Raw genomic sequence first — 21,956 nt, forward strand, 5'->3', positions numbered from 1 at the left:
TCTGCTGCCCAATGGAGAGCCGTGATGATTCCCAACGTCAAGTGTGTCAGCCATTCGCAGACATGGACATTCTTCCAAGGCCAGTGGCGCGAGGGCAATGTGCCGATCATGGGGCCGCGCACCCATGGGCTTTGGCTCGGCTCGACCGTGTTCGATGGCGCTCGCGCCTTCGAAGGCGTTACGCCCGATCTCGACCGCCATTGCGCCCGCGTCAATCAATCCGCGCTCAACTTCGGGCTCAAGCCGATCGTCGATCTCGACACGTGGCTAGGTCTGGCGCACGAAGGCATCGCGCGCTTCCCGGCCAATGCCGAGCTCTACATCCGCCCTATGTATTGGCCGCAGAATGGTGTGGGCGGCGGCGTGCTCTTCGATCCGGAAACGATGGACTGGTGCCTTTGCATCTACGAAGCGCCGATACCGAAGCCTGTCGGCAACGCGATCACGCTGTCGCCGTTCCGCAGACCGACCGCAGAGTGCGCGCCGGTCGATGCCAAGGCCGCCTGTCTCTACCCGAACTGTTCGCGTGCGCTGATTGAGGCCGCCTCGCGCGGGTTCCAGAACTGCCTGATGCTGGACATGCTGGGTAACGTCGCGGAGTTCGGCAATGCCAATGTGTTCATGGCGAAAGACGGTGTAGTCTACACGCCGGTGGCGAACGGCACCTTCCTGAACGGCATCACCCGGCAGCGGGTGATCGACCTCTTGCGCGGAGCGGGCGTCACCGTGGTGGAGGCCACGCTGCGCTATGCCGATTTCCTTGCCGCGGACGAGATCTTTTCAAGCGGCAATTTCGCCAAGGTTGTGCCGGTGATCCGGATCGACGACCGGCCGCTCATGCCGGGGCCGTTCTATGCGCGTGCGCGGAAGCTGTATTGGGAATTTGCGCACGCGGTAAAGCTTGCGGCGTGATGAAGATGACCTTCCAACCGAGATCGTGTCGCATGGCTTTTCGAGTTGCCGACCTACTCGTGGATTCTCTGATCGCGCACGGCGTCGACCGGGCATTTAGCGTACCCGGCGAAAGCTTTCTTGCGCTCCTTGACGCTCTGTACGAACGCGATGAGATCGATCTCGTGACTTGCCGCCACGAGGGAAGCGCGAGTCTTGCCGCAGTTGCCGACGCCAAGCTCACCGGCCGGGCCGGCGTGGTGATGGTGAGCCGCGGGCCGGGCGCATCCAACGCGGCGCTTGGTCTGCATGTAGCTTCCCAGGAGGCCATACCCCTCATATTACTGGTTGGTCAGGTCGGTACGTCTGAGCTGAATCGTGACGCAGTGCAGGAGATCGACACGGGGCGGGCGTTCAGTGGCCTTATCAAATGGTCCACCAGAATCGATTCGGCGGCCCAGCTGCCCGAAATGATGGCGCGCGCATTTTCCGTGGCGCTTGGCGGCACGCCCGGGCCGGTGGTGATCGAGCTTCCTCAAGACGTTCTCGAAATGGAGGCGGGTCTGCCCTCCGCCAGGGTTCACGGCGTCGCGCGAGCCGAGCCCAGCCGAGCCGCCGTGGAGCAGGCGACCGTCATGCTTGGCAAGGCGGAGCGACCGATTCTGCTGGTCGGAGGAGAGTGTCGCACCGCGGAATTTCGTAAGGACTTGATCGCGCTGAGCGAGCGCTGGAATATACCGGTCGCGGCCACCAACAAGATGCAAGATCAGTTTCCGAACGATCACCGGCTCTGGATTGGACAGCTAGGATTCTTCACGTCGCCAGCGCATGTTGAACTCTTTGAGCAGGCGGATCTGATCGTTGCGATCGGAACGCGGCTCGGCGACCTGTCGTCCCTGGGCTTTCGGTTTCCGCGACAATCGCCGCCGTCGCAGCCTCTGGTTCACGTCTATCCCGATCCGAATGCGATCGGGACCCACTTCCATACGGACCTTCCAATCGTCGCGTCGGCGCATCCGTTCTTGAGGTCCTGGCTCGACTTGCCGGTCGTGTCGCGCGAGCGCGGTGGGTGGATCGAAGCCGTGGCGAAAACTCGAGGGGCGGTGCACGCATGGCCCGAGCTGGGCATCCCCAGCGCTGATGTCTTCGGGCATGCTGTTGCGGCCATCGTCAAGCGCTTCCCTGCAGATGGCATCGTGACGACCGATTCCGGCAACTTCGCCGCATGGGTACACCGCATATTCCGCTTCCAGCCGTCGGCCCGGCTGCTTGGCTCCGCCTGCGGCGCGATGGGCAGTGGTGTTCCTTCTGCATTGAGCGCGAGCCTTCGTTATCCGAACAATCAGGTGATCGCGTTCTGCGGAGATGGCGGTTTCCTGATGACCGGGAACGAGCTGGCAACAGCCGTTGCCCGCCGGCTCAATATCAAGATCGTCATCTCCAACAATCAATCGTACGGCACCATCCGTTCGTATCAGGAGAAAGCGTTTCCGAAACGTCCTTGCGGTACAGACCTGTCTAACCCCGACTTTGCGGCCCTTGCCCGCGCATTCGGCGCGCAGGGTTATACGATCACGAACGCAGCGCAGGCAGCCGAGGTCGTTGCGGAAGCAATGTCGGCCAAGGGCCCCGTAGTGATCGAAGTTCGATCTGATGTAGGCCAAACACTCGATCGATCCCTCGCTGCTGCGCGCGCTGATGCTTCCGGGTAGCGCCGGTAGGCTGCTTATCGGCGGCATCAGGACGCGAGTTGCGATTCCTACAGGAAAAGAAGCAGCGGGAGCTCCCCGGAGTGGTCGGCGCCTGCCTTTCAATTGCGCCTCGCTCCGGTTCTACCGCAACCGCCTAATGATGCTCAAAATCTCCGCTAGGTGTACCTCTGAAGGGTTACCCACGGATATCAGCCGCCGCATTGAAACGAGAATCGTGAGAGGACGACGTGCGAAAGCCGGTGCAATACGCACCGTTCCATCTGTTCACATGATGGGGGCTCCGCGCACAGCATAGTCCGAAGGGGTAGGTGTGGTTCCTCCATGCAAGGAATAGGATGCGCAGGCGAGGTGCATAAAACTGCGTAGTGACGGATTGGAAAAGGATATCACCATGGGACAGGTGATTGCAGTTGGGGCGCGGAACGCAAAGGCTGCGTTGCGCAAGCTGCTTGTGCTGGCGTCGCTGGCCCCGCTGCTCACGATCATTCAACCGTCCGACGTGGACGCACAGACTCAACCTGCTACTCGTCAATTGCGACGTGAGGCACCGCCGCAAAAGCCGCAAGTCACGATGAACGCCTGGACGGTTGGCCTCGCCGGAGGTCTTCTTGAGGGCGCGCCTATCCGCCTGGCGGCTGAAGTAGCCCGCGTCGTGGATGATGGTGACAAACTGCACGTTCTTCCGATCGTGACGCGCGGAGCCACGGAGAACGTGAACTCACTGCTATATTTGCGCGGCATCGATGCTGCCATCATAAATTCCGACGTGCTTGAGGAATACAAGAGCCAAGTGCCCGATATTCAGCAACGGCTGGCCTATGTGCTGAACTTGTTTCCGTCCGAGCTTCATATCTTCGTTCGTCCCGAGATTCAGAGCCTGAACGATCTCGTCGGCAAGAAGGTGAACTTCAATACCCAGGGCACCGCGGCAGCCTATTCGGGGCCGCTGATCTTCAGTCGTCTTGGCCTCGAGGTGGAAAAGACCTTCATCCCGCACCAGATCGCGCTCGAGCAGATGCGCAAGGGCGAGATGGCCGCGGTCGTCTTCATTACCTCGAAGCCGGTGGATGCTTTCGTGCGCGGCCGCTGGGAGTCAGGGTTCAAGTTCCTACCCGTCCCCTATGACAGCAAGTTCGAGGACTATTATCTTCCAGCTGCGCTCGATGCCGCAGAGTATCCCAATCTGATCAAGCAGGGCGAACGCGTAACGACTATTGCGGTGCCGACTGCTCTCGTCGCCTTCAACTTTCCAGCCAAATCGAACCGCTTTGAGCGCCTCGCGCGCTTTGTGGATTATCTATTCTCGCGGATTGAAAAGTTGCAGCAGCCGGGCTTCGATCAGAAGTGGAAATCGATCAATCTCGCGGCTACCGTTCCTGGTCTTGCGCGCTTCCCTGCGGCGCAGGCGTGGCTCGATCGCGAACCGCGCGCTGCGCATCCATCGCAATGAGACGCGTGGCTGTCCGGTTCGTGGCTGGAATCGCGCTCGCAAGCGGCATTGCGTTGGCGCAAGGGGCGCAAGATCATCCGACAGCGCAGCTTTACGATTGTTCTCCGGCGGAACGCGTAGAAGGCCTGGAGTGCCCCGAGAAGGCCCCGCGGACCACCGCGGTTCGTCAGGCGAACCAGGGAAACAACTGGATCATTAGCGTGACGATCTCACCCGTCGACTATTCACCGGTCGCTACCGCCACAACATCGTCACGCGATGGTGCAGGGGAATCCGGAGTGAAGCTTTCGATTCGCTGCCGCGGCGGGCGGAGCGAACTGGTGGTCGCCGGGCCCGGCGTTCCCGGCCGCGGCAACGATTATGCGATTTCCTATCGCGTCAACGACGGTCAGGGGCTGCAGATCGCGGCAGCCGTGCCGGCGTCCGGAATCGGAGTCGCGTTCGGGGGCGACGTTGTTCGCTTGCTGCAGTCCCTTCCAGACGGTGGAAGCCTCAGCATTCATCTTACATCCCGGATGGGGACTGCTCTGGACGCAGTGTTCTCGCTAGGCGGGTTGGAGGCGGTGCGTGCGAAGATGACCACTGTGTGCAGGTGGCCACATCCAGCCACGAGACCTAACGGATGAGCAGTCCAATGACATGTATTGATAGGAGAGGCATCATGAGCATGTTTCAATATATTGCGAGAGTAATCACCATAACAGCCGCAACGGCACTGTTCGCCGTGCCATTCGCTGCGGCGGAGCAAGGCGGGCGGTACTGGGTGCCGACAACGACGGAGCCCGCTACGCACCATCAGCGCATTGCAGCAAAGGCCGCCACACATAACAAAGCAACCACACAAAAAAGGACACGATCCCCTCTTGCCGCCAACGCTCGGCTTGCATCCGACTCCAAAGCGCACCGTTTGATTTTGCAAGTGAACACGAACGACCCCGCCGCCATGAATCTCGCACTCAACAACGCCACGAACGTTGCGCAATACTACAAGGATGCCGGCGAGAAGGTGAAAATCGAGGTGGTCACGTTCGGGCCCGGCCTGCATATGCTGCGCGATGACACCTCGCCGGTAAAGGCCCGTATCGAGGAGATGGCGCTGAGTACGCCGGAGGTATCGTTCAAGGCCTGCGGCAACACTCAGGAAAGAATGCACAAGGCCGAGAACAAGGACATCCCGATTGTTCGCCAGGCGGAGGTGGTGAAGTCAGGCGTCGTGCGCGTGATGGAGCTGCAGGAGAAGGGTTGGTCCTATGTCAAACCCTAACCCGAAAGAGGTGGGGGTCCCCCATGCGAACCGTAGGATTTGCGTGGCGGCGGAGCGCATAATAGCGCGACCTGAACAGGTCGCATCGCCAAGCGAGGGGTGATTGCAGATGGGCCGCACGATTATTCTCAGTGACGGATTAAATACCGTCTCCGATATCGCAAGCGCGTCGCGCAACGATGCGGACACGCCGCCGTTTGCGCAGAAGACAATGCAAAGGACAGTGAGGCAGCTGCCAGCGCCCGGACGATCCGCGCCCCTGTGGATGGCCGCCGCCATGCTCGCAATGACATGGGCGTCGGAAACGCAGGCCTGCCCCGCTCGAGAGCGGCCGTTGGCGGATGCGCAGCACGTGACGGCTGCCCGCAATCTTGATTCTGTTGGAACCGAAGGTGATGGGGATTCAGTAGCCTTGCCGCCGAGCCGAGGCGGCAACAACAGATCGGTGCAGGTTGTACAAGCGACGATCGGCGACACAAGGCAGTCTCCGGAACAGGAACATCACTGGGCGGAGATCCTGTCCTGCGAACTCACCAATGCAAGGCGCGATATCGAGTTGCTGCAACGTCTTGAGCAGGAGCGCGATCGGGCCGAGAGGCTGGAGCAGAGTCTTGCGGCGGCGCGAAGCGATGTCGAAACCCAGGCCGCTCTGATGGCTAAAGCGATCGAAGAAACCGCGCGCGTGAGGCAGGCTGCGCCGAGCGGTGAGGCGGAGTTGCAGAACTCCCTGCAACAGGCGCGTGAGCTGGCGGAGCGGCTGGAGCGGGATCTCGCGGCGGCGCGACGCGATGTCGGGACCCAGACCGCACTGGCTGCAAAGGCAGGCGAGGAAGCCTCCCGGTCGAAACAGGCGGTGGAGAGCGTCGCTGCGGAGCTGCAGAAGTCCCTGCAACAGGAGCGCAAGCGGTCCGCGCGGCTGGAGCAGGATCTGGCGACGGTGCGGCATGAGGTCGAGACCCAGACCGCGCTGGCGACGAAAGCGGGTGACGAAGCTTCCCGGCTGAAGGCGGGGGAGAGCGGCGCGGTGGAGCTGCAGACGTCCCTGCACCAGGAGCGCGAGCGGTCCGCGCGGCTGGAGCGGGATCTTGCGGCCGCGCGGGGTGATGTCGAGACCCAGGCCGCGCTGGCGGCAAAGGCAGGCGAGGAGGTTTTGCGGCGGAAGCAGGCGGCGGAAGCCGGGGCTGCCGAACTAAGGCAGTCGCGCGCAAAGGCCGACGCGCTGGCACAAGACCTCTCCCTGACGCGAAGCGCGATCTATGCATACGAGGCTCAGGCCCGCAAAGCTGGAGACGAAGCGGCGGAACTCAGGCAAGCAGCTGCAAACGGCGCGCCGTCGCCTGGCAAGGCCGCTCCGGACGAGCGCGAGCGGTTCGCAGGTCTGGAGCAGGATCTGGCGGTGGCCCGACGTGACGTCCAGACCCAGGCCGCGCTGGCGGCGAAAGCGGGTGAGGAAGCTTTCCGGCTGAAGCAGGAAAGGGATAGCGGTGCGGCGGAGTTGCAGAAGTCCCGGCAACAGGAGCGTGAGCGATCCGCGCGGCTGGAGCAGGAGCTTGCAGCGGCGAGGCGTGACGTCGAGACCCAGACCGCGCTGGCGACGAAAGCAGGCGAGGAAACTTCCCGGCTGAAAGCGGCGGGGGAGAGCGATGCGGCGGAGTTGCAGAAGTCCCGGCAACAGGAGCGTGAGCGATCCGCGCGGCTGGAGCAGGAGCTTGCAGCGGCGAGGCGTGACGTCGAGACCCAGACCGCGCTGGCGACGAAAGCAGGCGAGGAAACTTCCCGGCTGAAAGCGGCGGGGGAGAGCGGTGCGGCGGAGTTGCAGAAGTCCCGGCAACAGGAGCGTGAGCGATCCGCGCGGCTGGAGCAGGAGCTTGCAGCGGCGAGGCGTGACGTCGAGACCCAGACCGCGCTGGCGGCAAAGGCAGACGAGGAAGCTTCGCGGCGGAAGCAGGCGACGGTAGCCAGTGCCGCGGAGTCGAGGCGATCGATGCAGAAAGAGCACGAAAAGGCCGATTTGCTGGAAGACCTTTCGCTGACGCGGAGCGCGATCTATGCGTACAAGGCGCAGGCCCGCAAAGCTGGAGATGAGGCGGCGGAACTCAAAGAGGCGGCAGCAATCGGCGCGCCGTTGCATCGCAAATCAGCACAGGACGCGCGCGAGCGGCCCGCGTGGTTGCAGCAGGATCTTGCAACGGCGCGTACCGAGCCGCCACCAGCGGCGCCTGCTCGCGGCGATGCTCATCTCGATTCCGAGCAAGCCGCGGTGGCGACAGGGTTGGTCGCGCGCGCGAGCGCGCTGCTCCGCCAGGGCGATATAGGCGCGGCGCGGCTTGTACTCGAGCGCGCCGTCGAGATGGGGAGCGCTCAGGCGAGCTTCGCGCTGGCAGAAACCTACGACCCATTGATCCTTGCGAAATGGAGAACTCACGGCACGCGCGGCGATGCAAGCAAGGCGCAAGGCCTCTATGCAAGGGCCGACGCCGCAGGAATCCAGGAGGCGAAGGCGCGGCTGGAAGCGCTGCGTCGCTAGCGCATACGCCAATCAACCAGCGACATCCGCGCAATCGTCTCCACGGCCGGCAGCTTCGTTCGAAAGCGGACAGCGCCTTACGGGCAATTGTCCGCCTCCAGTTGCCCGCAAGGCTCATCGATGCTGTTCCGCTTCGTCTACCGCTCTCGCAGCGACTCCTGCTTGTATCGCGCCAGTGGCGACAGAAGGTAGCTGATGATCCTGCGCGTGCCGGTCTTGATTTCGACCGTCACCGCCATTCCGGGGCCGAGCTGGACGAGCTTGTCCTCCACCTGCATGTGCGGACGGTCGAGCGAAATGCGCGCGGCATATTCCAGTTCCTGACCTTTCGGCTCACTGCTGCTCTGTGCTGTACCCGATCCCCGGTCACTCGAACCGCCCTGTGGCCTGTCGCGCGTGATGGCATCCGACGACACGCTGAGCACGTCGCCGTGAAGGAGCCCATAACGCGTGAAGTTGAAGGTGTCGACCTTGATCTCGGCCTTCAGTCCCGGATGAACGAAACCAATATCGCGATTGGAGAGCATGGCCTCGATCTCGAGCTGGCTGTCGCTCGGAACTACCACGGCCAGCGCCTGTGCCGGCGTCACCACGCCTCCCACCGTATGAACGGCAAGCTGCTGCACGATGCCGTCGACTGGTGCGGTCAAGCGCTGTAGTTTCGTGCGCCGATCCGCCTTGACCACCTCCTGTGCGGCGCTCGCAGCCTTCTGCTCGGCCTTCGCGAGTGCGTCATAGGTCGTGCGCCGATACTCCGCTGCGGTCCTTTCCTTCGTTTCCTTCAGCAACGCGGTGGCCGCGTCGGCTTCGAGCAGTCGACTTTGCTGCAAGACCAGGTCCTGCTGAAGGCCGACCAGCTCCTGGTACTCCGAGAGATAGATCACCTTCGAGGCCAATGCCTTCTCGACGAGACCTTTGCGGATGTCGACGCGCTCCTGCAGCACCGGTATCGTCGCCTGCAGCTTCGCCGCGCTCGCCGACGTGGTGGCCCGTTCCGCTTCCTTCTGACCCAGCTGGCGCTCGATCTCCGCGAGCTTGGCGTTCTGTTCGGCGCGCTGGCTGATCAGGAACTGGCGATGCATTTCGACCTCGGCGGCGCTTGCGCTCTGCGGCGGCCGGAAGGCGACGAGCGGATCCGCCGCCAGTGCCGCGCGCAGCCGCGCGACTTCGAGCTCGGCCGCAAGGAGATCGCTCTTTTGGCGCTCCTGGTCGGCTTCCGTCATCGTCGGGTCGAGCTCGATCAGGACGTCGCCGGCCTTGACACGCTGTCCGTCGCGAACCTGGATGGCGCGGACAACGCCCGTTTCGAACGGCTGGATCAGCTTTGTGCGTCCACCCGGCACGATCTTACCTGTCGCCGTGGCGACGATATCGACGCTACCGAGCGACGCCCAAGCCAGCGCGACGCAGAAGAGTGCGATGATGCTCGCCCCGATCGCACGCCCGGTCGGCGATGGAGGCGATTCGGTGATTTCGAGAGCCGCCGGCAGGAACGCAATTTCGTTCTCGCGCCGACGAACTTCGGCTCTCGGAAATGCAACGACGTTTCGGTTAGCGGACGTCATGGATACCAGCCTGCAGATAGTGAAGGTTCGCGTAACGACCGTTCGTGCGGATCAGCTCATCATGGCTGCCGTCCTCAACGATCCGACCATGCTCGATCGTGATGATCCGGTTTGCATTGCGCACGGTAGAGAGCCGGTGCGCGATGACGAAGACGGTCCTTCCGGCAGAAATTTGTTTCATGTTCTGCTGGATGGCGCGCTCGCTTTCGTAGTCCAGGGCGCTTGTCGCCTCGTCGAAGATGAGGATGCGCGGATCGGTGATAAGTGCGCGCGCGATTGCGATACGCTGGCGCTGCCCGCCGGACAGACTGCTGCCGCGTTCGCCCACCACGGTGTCATAGCCCTCGGGCAGCTCAAGGATGAAGTCGTGAGCGCCGGCGAGCGATGCCGCCTCGATGACCCGCTCCATCGGCATGGCCGGATCGGCGAGCGCGATGTTCTCGCGAACCGAGCGGTTGAAGAGCACGTTCTCCTGCAGCACGACACCTATCTGTCGTCGCAGCCAGCTCAGATCAACCATCGCGAGATCGACGCCGTCGACCAGCACGCGTCCGCTCTCCGGCACATAGAGGCGCTGGATCAGCTTGGTGATGGTGCTCTTGCCCGAGCCCGAGGAACCCACGATGCCCACGACTTGGCCGGGCTCGACGCTGAAGGAGACGTTGTGCAGTACCTCGGGGCCGTCGATGCGGTAGCGGAAGGTCGCGTGCTCGAATGTGACCTTGCCGCGGATCGCCGGCAGCGCGGCGCGGCCAGGATTGAAGCTCGGCTCGGGTAGGGTGTTGAGGATGTCGCCGAGTCGATCGATCGACAGCCGGGCCTGATGGAAATCCTGCCAGATCTGTGCGAGCCGCAGCACCGGCGTGCTGACGCGCGCGGCCAGCATGTTGAAGGCGACGAGCTCGCCGACCGTAAGCTCCCCGCCGATCACCAGCCTGGCGCCGAAGTAAAGGATTGCCGCGATAACCAGCTTGTTGATCATCTGGACTGCCTGGCTCGCCGTGTTGTTCAGGCTGAGCACGCGGAAGCTTGCGGCCACATAGCCGGCGAGTTGCTCCTCCCAGCGGCGTTGCATCTGCGGCTCGACTGCCATGGCCTTCAGAGTTTCGACACCGGTCACGCTCTCGACCAGGAAGGCCTGATTCTCGGAACCGCGATTGAACTTCTCATCGAGGCGCCGGCGAAACAGCGGCGCAACTCCTGCGGAGATACCGATGTAGAACGGGAAGGACGCCAGGACGATCAGCGTCAACGTCGTCGAGTAGTAGAACATTACCGCAAGGAAAACGACCGTGAACAGCAGATCGATGACCAGCGTAAGCGCCGAGCTCGTCAGGAACTGGCGGATATTCTCGAGCTCGCGGACGCGTGCCACCGAATCGCCGACGCGGCGGGTCTGGAAATAGGCGATCGGCAGCGCCATCAGGTGACGAAACAGCCGGGCGCCGAGTTCGACGTCGATACGGTTTGTCGTGTGCGCGAACAGATAGACGCGCAGCGTTTCGAGAATGGCCTCGAAGACGGTGAGGGCGACCAGGCCAATGATCAGAACGTCGAGCGTGCTCATGCTTCGATGCACGAGCACCTTGTCGATGACCACCTGGAAGAATAGTGGTGAGACGACGGCAAAGACCTGAATGAAGAAGGAGGCGACCAGCACCTCGCTGAGCAGGCTGCGATACTTGTGGACTGCGCCGACAAACCAGCCGATATCGAAACGCCGGGAGAGATCCGTCAGGGTCGCGCGCCGGGCCATCAGGATGATGTCGCCGTCCCAGATCGCCTCCAGTTCGTCCTGCGTGATTGTTTCGGGTTGGGGAGACAACGGGCGCTGAACGAGGAGATTGTCGTCGATCACTTTGCCAAGGATCAGAAATCCGCCGTCGCGCAGCACCGCGATCCCCGGTAGCGGGGTAACCGCAAGCCGGTTCCAGCTCGTCCTCTGTACCCGTGCCTTGAGCCCGAATTCTTTGGCACAGCGCAGGATTTCGGTAACACCTACGCGCGCCGCGCCTACCCGATGGCGGATTTGACCCGGGTCGGCCGCGATACCATGGCTACGCAGCAATATCGTCAGCGCAATGAGTGCGGATTCATCGCCATTGTCGGAATCGGTACTCGCCGCCGTGAATTCGGTGCTCACCGGCGGGGAAGCACTATCGCCTCGAGCGGCGAAAATTCCACGCATCAAGGTGTCGCGGGCTTTTATCAAGGTATCGCGCGTACGCATCATAGGCTCGAGGGCACCCAGCAGGGCGTCGCCGGCACGGCGCGCCAGGTCAACTCCGCGGGTGCTGATGCCGGCGAGTGCGTGAAGCACCCGATTAGCGACGTTCTGAGGTCCGGGCAGGATTAAGCGGCCGTCCCAGATTTCTTCGAATTCCGTGCGCGTCATCACCCTGGGATTTGACCAGGTCGGATGCAGCACAAGCGCACCCCTGTCGTCGATTTTTCCGAGAAGCAGAAATCCGCCGTCATGCAGCGATGCGATTCCAGGCAACTGGATGCCTGAAAGACGCTTCCAATGCGTCGTTCGCGAACTGAGGTTGACTCCAAACTCGCGCGCACAGCGCAGCATTGCGCGGATGCCGATTGCGTCGCTTCCGCATCGATCGCGGAGCTGGTCGGGCGCCGCGTTTACGCCATGAATCCGCAGGAACAGGGCCAGGGCTCGAAGCCCTAGATCTGCGGCGTGGGCATTTCCATTCTGGATCGCCATGTTTTTTACTCAACCCTTCGCGGCTACCGACCGCTTCCGATGTTCCTTCTCATGCATTCACAAATTTCGATGTTGCCGCACCCGGGCGACGAGCGCCCGGGTGCGGAAGCGGATCAGGCAGGTGGTCTGGTGAGGAACGAATCCTGACCCCAAGTGATGCCATTCGATACAGCCGACACAATCTGACCGAGATCGACCCGGCCGGGGTTGGAAGCCATATACTGGTTCAGCAGCGCATAGCCCTGGTTTGCCAGGGACGCGATGGCAGTGCTGGTCGGAGGTGATTGATCGCTCACGTTGATCGCCTGCGGCGCAGAGGTCGCCAGAGTGCTCCTGACCGAGTCCATATGCTCCTGCAGCAGCGCAAAGCCCTGGTTTGCCAGGAACCCTGTTCTCGCGGCGGCAGCAGGCAGATGATCAGTCACGCTGATGGGCTGCGGCGCGGTGGTCGCCACGGTGCTGGTGACCGGGTCCGCGTGCTGCTGCTGGTGCGCAAAGCCCTGGCTTACCAGGGACGCTTTGGTCGGCGCGGTCTCAGGCGGAGGATCGACCACGGTGATCGTCTGCGGCGCCGAAGTCGTAACAGCGTTGGTGACCGGGTCCTTCCCCGTCGCCGTCACCGTGAGCGTCGCAACCGGCTTATCCGAACCGCGATAGTTCGATTGCAGCGTTAGCCCGCTCTCGACTTGCGCGGCCGTCAACGTGATGTTCTTCCCTCTGAACGTATGACCATCGAGATTGTCGGTGATCGTCTCGTACTTCGGGAGTCCCTTGATGTTCACCGTCACGGCGTCGTTGGGATCGGTGGTTGAGACGCTTAGTCCCAAATCGACCGTGCCGCCGCCTCCGGCCACCCAAAGCGAGTCGTCCGCAATGGAAAGGGTGGGCGCGATCGATGACGGGGTGGTTGGGGTTGTTGGGGTTGTCGTTGTCGTCGAGATCTGCAGACCGGTGAACGTCTTCACTGCGCCCGCAAGGTTCGCCGCAACACCAAACGAATCCTTGATGCTCGCGCCGCTCGGCAGATTGACTCCGGTGATCGCGAGCGCCGACGTATTGGTGTCGGTCGATGCGACCGTGGTGCGGAAGGTGAGCGCGCTCGTTCCGGAGCCGCCCACATAGGTGGCGGTCGCGCCGTCGTTGAGCGACAGCGTCGGCGTGCCCGACACCGTCACGGCCTCGTTGAAGCCGAGCGTCAGCGTGACCGTGTCTCCGACGTGTTCGGTGCCGGTTCCCGGAGAAGCCGTGGCTTGCGTCACCGCCGGCAAGATCGGATCGATCTGCAGACCGGTAAACGTCTTCACCGCGCCCGAGAGGTTCGCTGCGAGACCGCCGGAATCCTTGATGCTCACGCCGGTCGGAAGATTGACGCCGGTGATGGCAAGCGCCGAGGTATCGGTGTCGGTCGCCGCGACCGTCGTTTTGAAGGTGAGCGAACTCGTGCCCGTCCCGCTCACATAGGTGGCCTTGCCGCCATCATTGAGCGACAGCGTAGGCGTACCGGTGACGGTCACGGCCTCGCTGAAGCCGAGCGTCAATGTAATGGTATCGCCGACATGCTCGATTCCCGTCCCCGGTGAAGCGGACGCCTGCAGCACTGTCGGCGCGAGGTTTACCGGGGTCGTTGGCGTCGTGGGCGTGGTTGGCGTCGTCGGTATCGTGGGGGCCGGTGCCGACCCGGTCGTGATGTGCAAGTTACTGAAATCAACCGTCATTGTTTCAGCGGCCGGCGAACGATAGACGCCTTCCTTCCAATAGTAGGATTGCCCGCTCTCGTATCCTATCGACCCGTTATAGTCGACAATCTGGACGCCATCTCTCCAAACATTGAGATAGCCATTTCCGGTGTTGTCGAAGTTGACCTGAATGTTCATGTCATACGAGTGACCCCGTTCAATGGGGTTTGGATCCGTATAGACCACCTTTGTCGTTGTGCCCGACTGGCCCGGCTCCTGATACCGCAAGACGATTCGCATACGTTCGCCGACCATCTCGACAGCGAAGGGAGGCGGACCGTCCGAGGGCGTTTCGTGAAACTGGCTGAGGAGCATCCACGATGCAGTATTCGCCGCGCCCGGTTGTACCGTAAGCTGGTAATCCACGTTTATCTGGGTGTGTTGTGCATACTCCGGCAAAAGCCTGATCTCGGAACGCTCCGCCCCGTTATTCTGTGTAAGGTCGTTCCAGCCGGAAGTGCTCCAATTATCTCCGGAGTGGAGCGAAAATCGGAGCGTGTGGGTATCCGGCGATGTCAGGCTCCACGACTCGTTCGCGTTCTGGACTCCTGCTCTGATGCCATCGATCGTTACGCTGGAACCAGTGGCACCCGAGAACGAGGTGATGTTCGGTACGATCGTCGCGCTCAGGGCCGCCGATGCCGGACTTGTGCCGGTTGCATCCGCACTCGTCGCGGTGAAGCTGTGAACGCCGTCCGACAATGGCTTGGTTGCAAAGGCCCACGCGCCGCTGCTGTTCGCCGTGGTCGTGCCGAGAAGCGTCGTGCCGTCGAATACGTTTATCGTGCTGTTTGCCCCAGCCGTCCCAGCCACCGTTAGCTCGTTGTCGCTGGTGATTCTATCACCCACAGTGAGGGTATCGGGAGAGATCGACTTGATTACAGGTGCGGAAGCCATTCCGGGATCCTTTTGAACGTTGAAGTTTGGGAATTCCACTGCCGTGCATCACGATGACGCACGACATACCGCTGCTCGCAGCGCCTGGCACCGCGAGCACATTTCAAAGCATTGCGCCTCGAACCGCGAGGATATTTCACTGCCGTGCAGATGGCGCACGATATACCGTTGCTCGCGGCGCCTGGCACCGCGAACGCATTTCAAAGCATTGCAGCCTCGAACCGCGAGGGGTATTTCAAAGCAGTGGGATTTCGCCCCCCCGACTGCTGGTTGGCTGGGTAATAAGCAAAAATGGCGAAAAAACTTTCAAAGTATGATTTATACCCATGTATGTGAGCCCAATACGTGCGCATATCGGGTCGATTCAAGGGACACGCGCGATTTTTTTCTATCAGATTGCTTCGTCGTCAGCGTTGCGGGAGATCGAAAGCGACGGCGCTTCAGATGTGCGAACAGCACGTCTGTGCGAACAGCGCGTCGATCTTCTCCCGTTCACGCCGCGACGCCACATAGCATCCATCTTGGCGATATCGCGCGCGACTTCCCGGGCGGCTTTCGTGGATCGAACGCGGGGTCGGTCTCTTCGGAGAGAAACGGCGCTCAAATTCGCGGGAGTCGCAGTTTTGTTTGCTGGCGCGATAAAGCAGTGTTGTCCCATCATTCACGAGAGTGGCGGCCGAGGTCAGCTCCATGCCGGCTGGGCAGATGTAAGTGTCGCGTTGTCGATCGTAGGCGAAGTCTTTCGCGAGACTCTTCCGTCGGCACGGGCCGGTTTTATCGAACACAGGAATGTGCGGCTCGATCGCCCGCTCGTTTACCAACCAACCCAGCATCTCCGCTGACCCGTAGACGCTATCGGCCGCAATGCGCTCGGGACAGAGCTCAAGGCGTTCTGCGGTGGGCTCTATTCCTGGAGAAGGTCGAGTGTCCGGTACCTCGCCCTCGAGGCCGAGCCGACAGAAGCAGCGGTAGGCCAGGTTCAGTGCACCACTTCGCACAACCGCCGTTCGGAACGGATGCCGTAGCAGTAGCCAAGCAGCAACATCTTCACGAGCAGTTCTAAAAGTCTTCGTCAAAGAGCTGTTGTCGTGCCTGATCCGGTGAGCGATGTTGATCGCCTAGCTTCCCCTGCGACTGCGGCGGTGGTCGGGTGCGGCTCGCGTTGCTTGCATACGAATGCAGACGCAACCGAGAGTTGGTGCATCACCGTACTCACAATTGGGTACCCACTCAGCCCCAGGTAACAACCCTTCTGCTTACACTTGCCTGGCAAGCCCAAGGCTATGGTAGCAGGATGAAAATTGCGGTGTTCGGACTTGGTTATGTCGGCATGACGGCGGCCGCCTGCCTCTCCAGGGATGGCCACGAAGTCATTGGTGTCGACGTCAGCGATGAAAAAGTGGCGATCGTCAATGCCGGTAAGTCGCCGATCACGGAGCCCGGTCTCGATGAGCTTGTGGCTCGTGCTATCAGGAAAGGTTTGCTGCGCGCGACGAAGGATGCGAGCCCGCATCTCGACAGTTGCGACATGGCCATAGTCTGTGTGGGAACGCCCAGCGCGCCGGACGGGTCTCACAATATGAGCTATATCGTGGAGGTTTCCCATCAGATCGCGGAGCTGGTCGGCCCCACTCGAACGACGACGTTGACGGTCGTATTTCGCTCGACGATGCGGCCCGGCACGATCGAGGAACTGGTGCTTCCGATCTTCGAGGAAGCGTTGAAAGACAGGATGGATCTGGTCGAGCTGGTGTACAATCCGGAGTTTCTCCGTGAATCGGTAGCGATCCAAGACTTCGTCAATCCGCCGAAGATCGTGATTGGGACGAAGGATGGGGGACGGTGCTCAGCTCTTGACGAGTTGAACGCAAGAATAAAGGCGCCCGTCTTCTATACGACTTATCGTCCGGCAGAGATGACGAAATTCGTCGACAACACGTTTCACGCATTAAAGGTTGCGTTTGCCAACGAGGTTGGTCGCGTTTGCGATAAGCTCAATATTAGCGCAGCCACTGTTCACAGCATATTCGTCTCTGACACGAAGCTCAACATCTCGCCATATTATCTGAGGCCAGGCGGCGCATTCGGCGGCTCATGCCTGCCGAAAGACGTTCGCGCGCTCCAATACATCGCAAGCGATGTTGGGGCGCATACGCACCTTGTGGACTCGCTACTGAGGTCGAATGACGCGCACAAGAATTTTCTGTTTGAGAGTTGCGTGAAGACAGTCCGGGCGGGCGGACAGGTGCTTATGCTGGGGCTCGCCTTCAAGGATAACAGCGACGATCTTCGCGAGAGTCCCAATATCGACTTGGCTCGCAAATTCCTTCAGTCGCACATTGGCTTGTCGATCTACGATCCTCACGTCGAGCCGTCCAAATTGTTGGGCCAGAATCTCGGCTATGCGTTCTCGAGTTTGCCCGCACTCCGCAAACTCCTGGTCTCAAGGTCGGTCGCAGAGTCGGAGCTGTTCGACCTGGTCATCGACACCAGAGGATGGGCGAAGCAAATGGCGTTACGCACCAGGCGGGTCATCGATGTTAACACACTTTCGTAACAGTCGCGGTGCAAGCCGCCTCGATCAAGCGGGTCCAGCGCACTCTCTCAAGTCGGCTGGCGTCAAGCCCGAGCTCCACAAATTGGTCGGTTCGAATGCCTCTTCTCCGGATTTGGCTGACGCCGCTGCCCAAACCGGGATCGATGGTTCGGTCCGCCGCCGGGTGCTTATCATCGTTGAAAATCTTCCAGTTCCGTTCGACCGCCGGGTGTGGTCGGAGGCCAGCACATTGTCGCGGCATGGCTATGAAGTATCCATAATTTGTCCCAAAGGACCGGGCGCGACCGCCTCTTTTGAAATTATCGACGGAATCGCCGTCTATCGTCACTGGTTGCCGAGAGAAGGACGCGGGGTCCTGGGCTATCTCGCCGAGTACAGCGTGGCATTGTTCTGGGAGTTCGTGCTGAGCTTGAAGGTTCTCACCACGCGCGGGTTTGATGTAGTCCACGCTTGCAATCCGCCGGATCTCATTTTCGTGGTTGGTGCATTTCATAAGTTTCTATTTGGAAAGTCTTTCATCTTCGATCAACACGATATCAACCCGGAACTTTATGAAGCAAAATTCGGACAACGTGGCTCTCTTTGGCGGGTTATGGTTCTGCTTGAACGCATTACATTCGCATTATCTGACGTATCAATAGCAACAAACCAATCATATCGCACCATTGCCATTGAGCGGGGGCGAATGAACCCAGATCGCGTGTTCGTGGTGCGCTCCGGTCCAAACCTTTCTCGTGTTCGGTCACTTCGACCGGACCCGGCCTGGAAGAAGGGGCGGAAATTCCTTGTCGCGTATGTGGGCGTCATTGGAAAACAAGAGGGAATCGAGCTGCTACTGGAAGCGATCACGCACATCCGCAGGGCACGAAACCGCGATGACGTCCAGTTCGTCATTGTCGGGAGCGGGCCGGAGCTGGAGGAAGTCAAGAAACTTGCAACGGCCCTTGAGCTGGACGATTTGGTCACGTTCGCCGGCCGTGTTGATGATACAACCCTGTTCACAATACTCTCGACAGCAGACGTCTGCGTGAACCCGGACCGTCCCAACGCGATGAACGACAAATCAACCATGAACAAGATCATGGAGTACATGGCGCTGGGTAAGCCTATTGTCCAGTTTGACCTCACCGAGGGGCGCGTTTCAGCCGGAGAGGCATCGTTATATGCGCGGAATACCGATACCGCGGACTTCGGCGACAAGGTTTTGGAGCTCGTGGATGATCCGGTGCGGCGTGACCGTATGGGCGCATTCGGCCAGAAGAGGATCCATGACGAACTCGCCTGGGACCACGAGACGGCAAACCTCCTGAACGCGTATGAGAAAGCCTTCGATCTAAGATATTCACCGGGCAGCCAGCGACGCGCTGCCGTACCGGGCTGATGCCGGCGATCTGGTTACGGGCAAGTATTCCTGCGGTCGTCTGGCCTTGCTCGTTCTGATTGATGGCTTCATCGCAGCGGTGCCCGGAAAGTGCATATGTCGGCTATCGTCTGATTGCCGTCCAGATAGGGCATAATAGCCATGTGTGGGATATTTGGATGGATTCTTGGGGCAGGGAAGCATCAGGATTGCAAGGCGCTTATCAGTCTTACCGATCTGATGTTTCATCGGGGACCTGACGGCTCGGGCTACTGGCTTCACGAGACGTCCGATGAGCGATTTCAGATCGGCTTCGGCCACCGCCGGCTTTCGATTATTGATATCGGTGGCGGCGCGCAGCCAATGACGAGTGAAGATGGCCGCTTCACGTTAATCTTCAACGGCGAAATCTATAATTACATTGAACTGCGGCAGGAACTCGTTGCGCTTGACCATCGGTTTCGCACGAACTCGGACACCGAAGTGGTCATCGAGGCATATCGGGCCTGGCAATTCGAGGCAGTACGAAGATTCCGCGGCATGTTCGGCTTTGCGCTGTGGGATGAAGCGGAGCAGCGGCTGATACTTGCCCGCGATGCCTTCGGCAAAAAACCCCTGTTTCTCGCCGAGATGCAGGGTGTTCTTCTCTTCGGCTCGGAGATTGAACCGCTCGTTCAGTTTTCGGGGTTCAACCGAACGTTCGATTCCGAAGCGCTCGGCCACTATCTCCTTAACCGATATGTCCCGGGACCTTCCACGTTCTTCGATGCGGTCAAGAAGCTGCAGCCTGGCCACTATGCCGTATGGCAGCGCGGAACGCTGAAAACGACACGCTACTTTACGCCGCCGGTTGCGACGACAGTGCCGGACATCAAGTCGTTCGATGATGCAGTGCGTCTGTTCGAAGGGACATTCGACGAGGCCGTTCGCATTCGCATGCGTAGCGACGCGCCGTTCGGTGCCTATCTTTCGGGTGGTATCGACTCGTCAGCGGTCGTGGCAACCATGGTCAAGCATAGCGCCGAGCCTGTGCGAACGTTCTCAGTAGGCTTTCGCGAAGGGGAGTATTCGGAGCTCGATCATGCGCGTGTCATTGCAGGTCGGTTTGCTACCGTTCACAATGAACTATTCGTCGAACCCGACGCCTTCATGAAGCATTGGTCGACCGCCGTCTTGCGTCGTGGAGCTCCCGTCAGTGAGGCATCCGACGTCCCGATCTTCATGCTTTCGGAGATGGCCTCCAGGAGCGTGAAGATGGTACTCACCGGAGAAGGCGCCGATGAGTTGATGGGGGGATATCCCAAGCATCGGGCTGAGCAGTGGATAAGTCTGTACCAATGGCTGATGCCGCACCTGTTGCACGAACGGCTGATCTACCCGCTGGTGCGTTCGTTGCCCTATGGGATGCGGCGAGTGAAGATCCTTGCACTGGCCGCAGGCGAGCGCGACCTTGTGAACCGCATGCGAGTATGGTTCGGCGGCCTTTCGGTTGGCGAAAGCGAAGCAATGCTGGGTCGTCGGCTCCTCTCGGCAGCGCCGCCTGATCTCTTCCCATATTCGTCGGGGGCAGAATCCAGTCTGCGGCGTACATTATTTTTCGATCAGACATCATGGCTTCCAGACAACCTGTTGGAACGCGGCGATCGAATGATGATGGCGGGGTCGATCGAGGGCCGGATGCCTTTTATGGATACCACGCTGGCCGGCGTCGTAGCGCGTTTCCCGGACGAATTTCTGACGGGAGGCAAGGGCGGCAAGACAGTGCTGCGCGCGGCAATGGACAAGATCTTGCCACCGGAAATCGTACGGCGGAGAAAGGTTGGATTTCGTGTACCGATCGGAGAATGGTTCAGAGGTCCTTACCGTGATTTCGTACAGGACATGCTGGTGAGTGAAACGTCCAGCGTAGCGAAAATGATAAGCGGCTCCAAGCTTCGCAAGCTTGTAACAGAGCACTTCAACGGCCGACAGAACCACGAAAGAATTCTTTGGTCACTGACAAATCTTGAAATCTTCTTGCGTACCTTCAGGATAGCACCGTGAAATGAATCCGTCCGCCCAGTCGGGGCAACCGAGTTGTTTTCGACGCTGGCTCGCGTCGGCGCTACGCACCTGGCATGGGACCTGAATGACTGGGTCGGAATTTGGCGCCTATGAGCCGCCTTTCGCTCCGCCGTATCACCCGCTATGGTAACTACAGCGGATTTCTGCCGGAGTCTCAGGCCTTCTTCCCCATAACGTAGACACATGGGAAAAGGACTGAATGCATTCCAGTCATGCTCAGCCCCGTTGCAAGTCTTCCGTAAAGCTTCGAATAGTATTGACCAGAGACAGAGATAGGATTGCCGCCAAACGCCGCAGAACACAGATCGAAGAGCTCTTGTTGCGTGAAACCTGCATGAGCGCCGGCTTCATTGCTCCACTCGCCTTTCAAGCGTTTCTTGAAATCAGCGAAGTTCCACAGGATCTTATCTTTCATCGAGGTTGCTGAGCCCACGTAGCCGATCAGCCGATGCTTGTTTGGAGTGCCGATTAGATAAGTTCCACCTGATCGCAGAACACGAGCCATCTCTGCGAGTGCCTTTTCCGGATGAGGAATATGCTCTAGAGCATGGAATGAGAAAACAAAATCATAAGCACCATCGGGGAACTGGAGCTCTCTGGCGTCCATTTCAAATAGTTTTGCCGGCGCGGATCCAGCATGATCGAACGAGAACTCACCTCCGATATCGATTCCCACCGTCTTGGACTTAAGTCCTCGTGCGAGGAGACCCGCTTCACGCCCTGATCCGCAACCGACAACGAGTATGTCATCTATTGGCGTGCGGATTTTGTCTTTTATGATATCGACAAGAGCTAAGCTCTTGTTAGCCTCCCGTGCACGGTAGACTGGATCTATATCGTGTTCCGCCATGGCGAGTCCGGACATGCTGAACAAACCCCTTCACGCGATCAGGGGTCGGCTCTGGCCACCAGCGGAACGTTTCGTGAAGCATCCCATTCGACGCGCACGGGTTCCGGGAAGGCAAAAGGATCACCTGAATACTGGTATGCAACTCTATTCCGTAAATCGCGGGCCGGCTAAAACCCTTTCTGATTACCCCTTCGTGGCAACCCGTCCGATGCGAGTCGTGTTTCCAGACGTGGCGGCGTGGGCCTAAATCGGTTGGTTATCGTACGGCAATAATATGAGGACACGGCCTCCTGGCCGGGTACTCGGCGCGAGGCCACTAGAGTATGCACCAATCCGCCACGCTCGAAGGCAGTACTGTTGAGGC

Annotated in this window: 14 protein-coding genes and 1 pseudogene; 8 read left to right on the forward strand and 7 right to left on the reverse strand. The window is 60.2% G+C overall.

The genetic code is table 11. From position 1 onward, the window contains the following. Positions 1–24: 24 nt before the first annotated feature. The 5 genes from ACSQ84_RS29470 to ACSQ84_RS29490 all read left to right on the forward strand — a co-directional run bounded on the left by ACSQ84_RS29470 (position 25) and on the right by ACSQ84_RS29490 (position 7,844). Positions 25–912 (forward strand): branched-chain amino acid aminotransferase, encoded by an 888-nt coding sequence (locus ACSQ84_RS29470; protein WP_436215243.1) that lies wholly within the window; start codon positions 25–27, stop codon positions 910–912. A 32-nt stretch (positions 913–944) separates the two neighbouring features. Next, positions 945–2,603: a thiamine pyrophosphate-dependent enzyme gene (locus ACSQ84_RS29475; protein WP_436215244.1), complete on the forward strand. Its 1,659-nt coding sequence runs from the start codon at positions 945–947 to the stop codon at positions 2,601–2,603. Positions 2,604–2,994: 391 nt separating this feature from the next. Further along, complete coding sequence (locus tag ACSQ84_RS29480; RefSeq protein ID WP_436215245.1) at positions 2,995–4,053, forward strand: TAXI family TRAP transporter solute-binding subunit; 1,059 nt, start codon at positions 2,995–2,997, stop codon at positions 4,051–4,053. Between the two features lie 661 nt (positions 4,054–4,714). Then, positions 4,715–5,317 carry a DsrE family protein gene (locus ACSQ84_RS29485; RefSeq protein WP_436215246.1) on the forward strand — a complete coding sequence of 201 codons (603 nt, stop codon included), beginning with the start codon at positions 4,715–4,717 and terminating at the stop codon, positions 5,315–5,317. Between the two features lie 109 nt (positions 5,318–5,426). Continuing rightward, positions 5,427–7,844 (forward strand): hypothetical protein, encoded by a 2,418-nt coding sequence (locus ACSQ84_RS29490; RefSeq protein ID WP_436215247.1) that lies wholly within the window; start codon positions 5,427–5,429, stop codon positions 7,842–7,844. A 137-nt stretch (positions 7,845–7,981) separates the two neighbouring features. Here ACSQ84_RS29490 and ACSQ84_RS29495 read toward each other — a convergent pair whose 3' ends face one another. From ACSQ84_RS29495 to ACSQ84_RS29520, 6 genes and pseudogenes are all read right to left on the reverse strand, one after another. Continuing rightward, entirely contained in the window at positions 7,982–9,409 is a 1,428-nt protein-coding gene (locus ACSQ84_RS29495) for an HlyD family type I secretion periplasmic adaptor subunit (protein WP_436215248.1), read from the reverse strand. Next, complete coding sequence (locus tag ACSQ84_RS29500; RefSeq protein WP_436215398.1) at positions 9,396–11,597, reverse strand: type I secretion system permease/ATPase; 2,202 nt, start codon at positions 11,595–11,597, stop codon at positions 9,396–9,398. The genes ACSQ84_RS29495 and ACSQ84_RS29500 overlap by 14 nt, the downstream gene beginning before the upstream one ends. Positions 11,598–11,804: 207 nt before the next feature. Continuing rightward, positions 11,805–12,128 (reverse strand): annotated as a pseudogene (locus tag ACSQ84_RS29505) (cysteine peptidase family C39 domain-containing protein); the annotation flags it as partial. Positions 12,129–12,241: 113 nt separating this feature from the next. Further along, positions 12,242–14,761, reverse strand: coding sequence for a heparin lyase I family protein (locus ACSQ84_RS29510; protein ID WP_436215249.1), 2,520 nt, complete (start codon positions 14,759–14,761; stop codon positions 12,242–12,244). Between the two features lie 440 nt (positions 14,762–15,201). Continuing rightward, positions 15,202–15,594: a hypothetical protein gene (locus tag ACSQ84_RS29515; protein WP_436215250.1), complete on the reverse strand. Its 393-nt coding sequence runs from the start codon at positions 15,592–15,594 to the stop codon at positions 15,202–15,204. A 146-nt stretch (positions 15,595–15,740) separates the two neighbouring features. Then, a complete protein-coding gene (locus ACSQ84_RS29520; RefSeq protein WP_436215399.1) occupies positions 15,741–15,806 on the reverse strand; it encodes a hypothetical protein in 66 nt (21 codons plus the stop codon). Between the two features lie 249 nt (positions 15,807–16,055). Here ACSQ84_RS29520 and ACSQ84_RS29525 point away from each other — a divergent pair, with 249 nt between their 5' ends. The 3 genes from ACSQ84_RS29525 (at position 16,056) to asnB (ending at position 20,721) form a co-directional block, all read left to right on the forward strand. Then, positions 16,056–17,318, forward strand: a complete 1,263-nt coding sequence (locus ACSQ84_RS29525; protein WP_436215251.1) for a nucleotide sugar dehydrogenase — start codon at positions 16,056–16,058, stop codon at positions 17,316–17,318. 82 nt (positions 17,319–17,400) lie between these two features. After that, positions 17,401–18,699, forward strand: a complete 1,299-nt coding sequence (locus ACSQ84_RS29530; protein ID WP_436215252.1) for a glycosyltransferase family 4 protein — start codon at positions 17,401–17,403, stop codon at positions 18,697–18,699. A 141-nt stretch (positions 18,700–18,840) separates the two neighbouring features. Beyond that, positions 18,841–20,721 carry an asparagine synthase (glutamine-hydrolyzing) gene (gene asnB, locus ACSQ84_RS29535; RefSeq protein ID WP_436215253.1) on the forward strand — a complete coding sequence of 627 codons (1,881 nt, stop codon included), beginning with the start codon at positions 18,841–18,843 and terminating at the stop codon, positions 20,719–20,721. Positions 20,722–20,896: 175 nt separating this feature from the next. Here the strand turns inward: asnB and ACSQ84_RS29540 are convergent, their stop codons facing one another. Then, positions 20,897–21,592 carry a class I SAM-dependent methyltransferase gene (locus ACSQ84_RS29540; RefSeq protein ID WP_436215254.1) on the reverse strand — a complete coding sequence of 232 codons (696 nt, stop codon included), beginning with the start codon at positions 21,590–21,592 and terminating at the stop codon, positions 20,897–20,899. Positions 21,593–21,956: the final 364 nt, after the last annotated feature.

Source organism: Bradyrhizobium sp. LjRoot220 (genome assembly GCF_964252915.1).
Classification (GTDB): domain Bacteria; phylum Pseudomonadota; class Alphaproteobacteria; order Rhizobiales; family Xanthobacteraceae; genus Bradyrhizobium.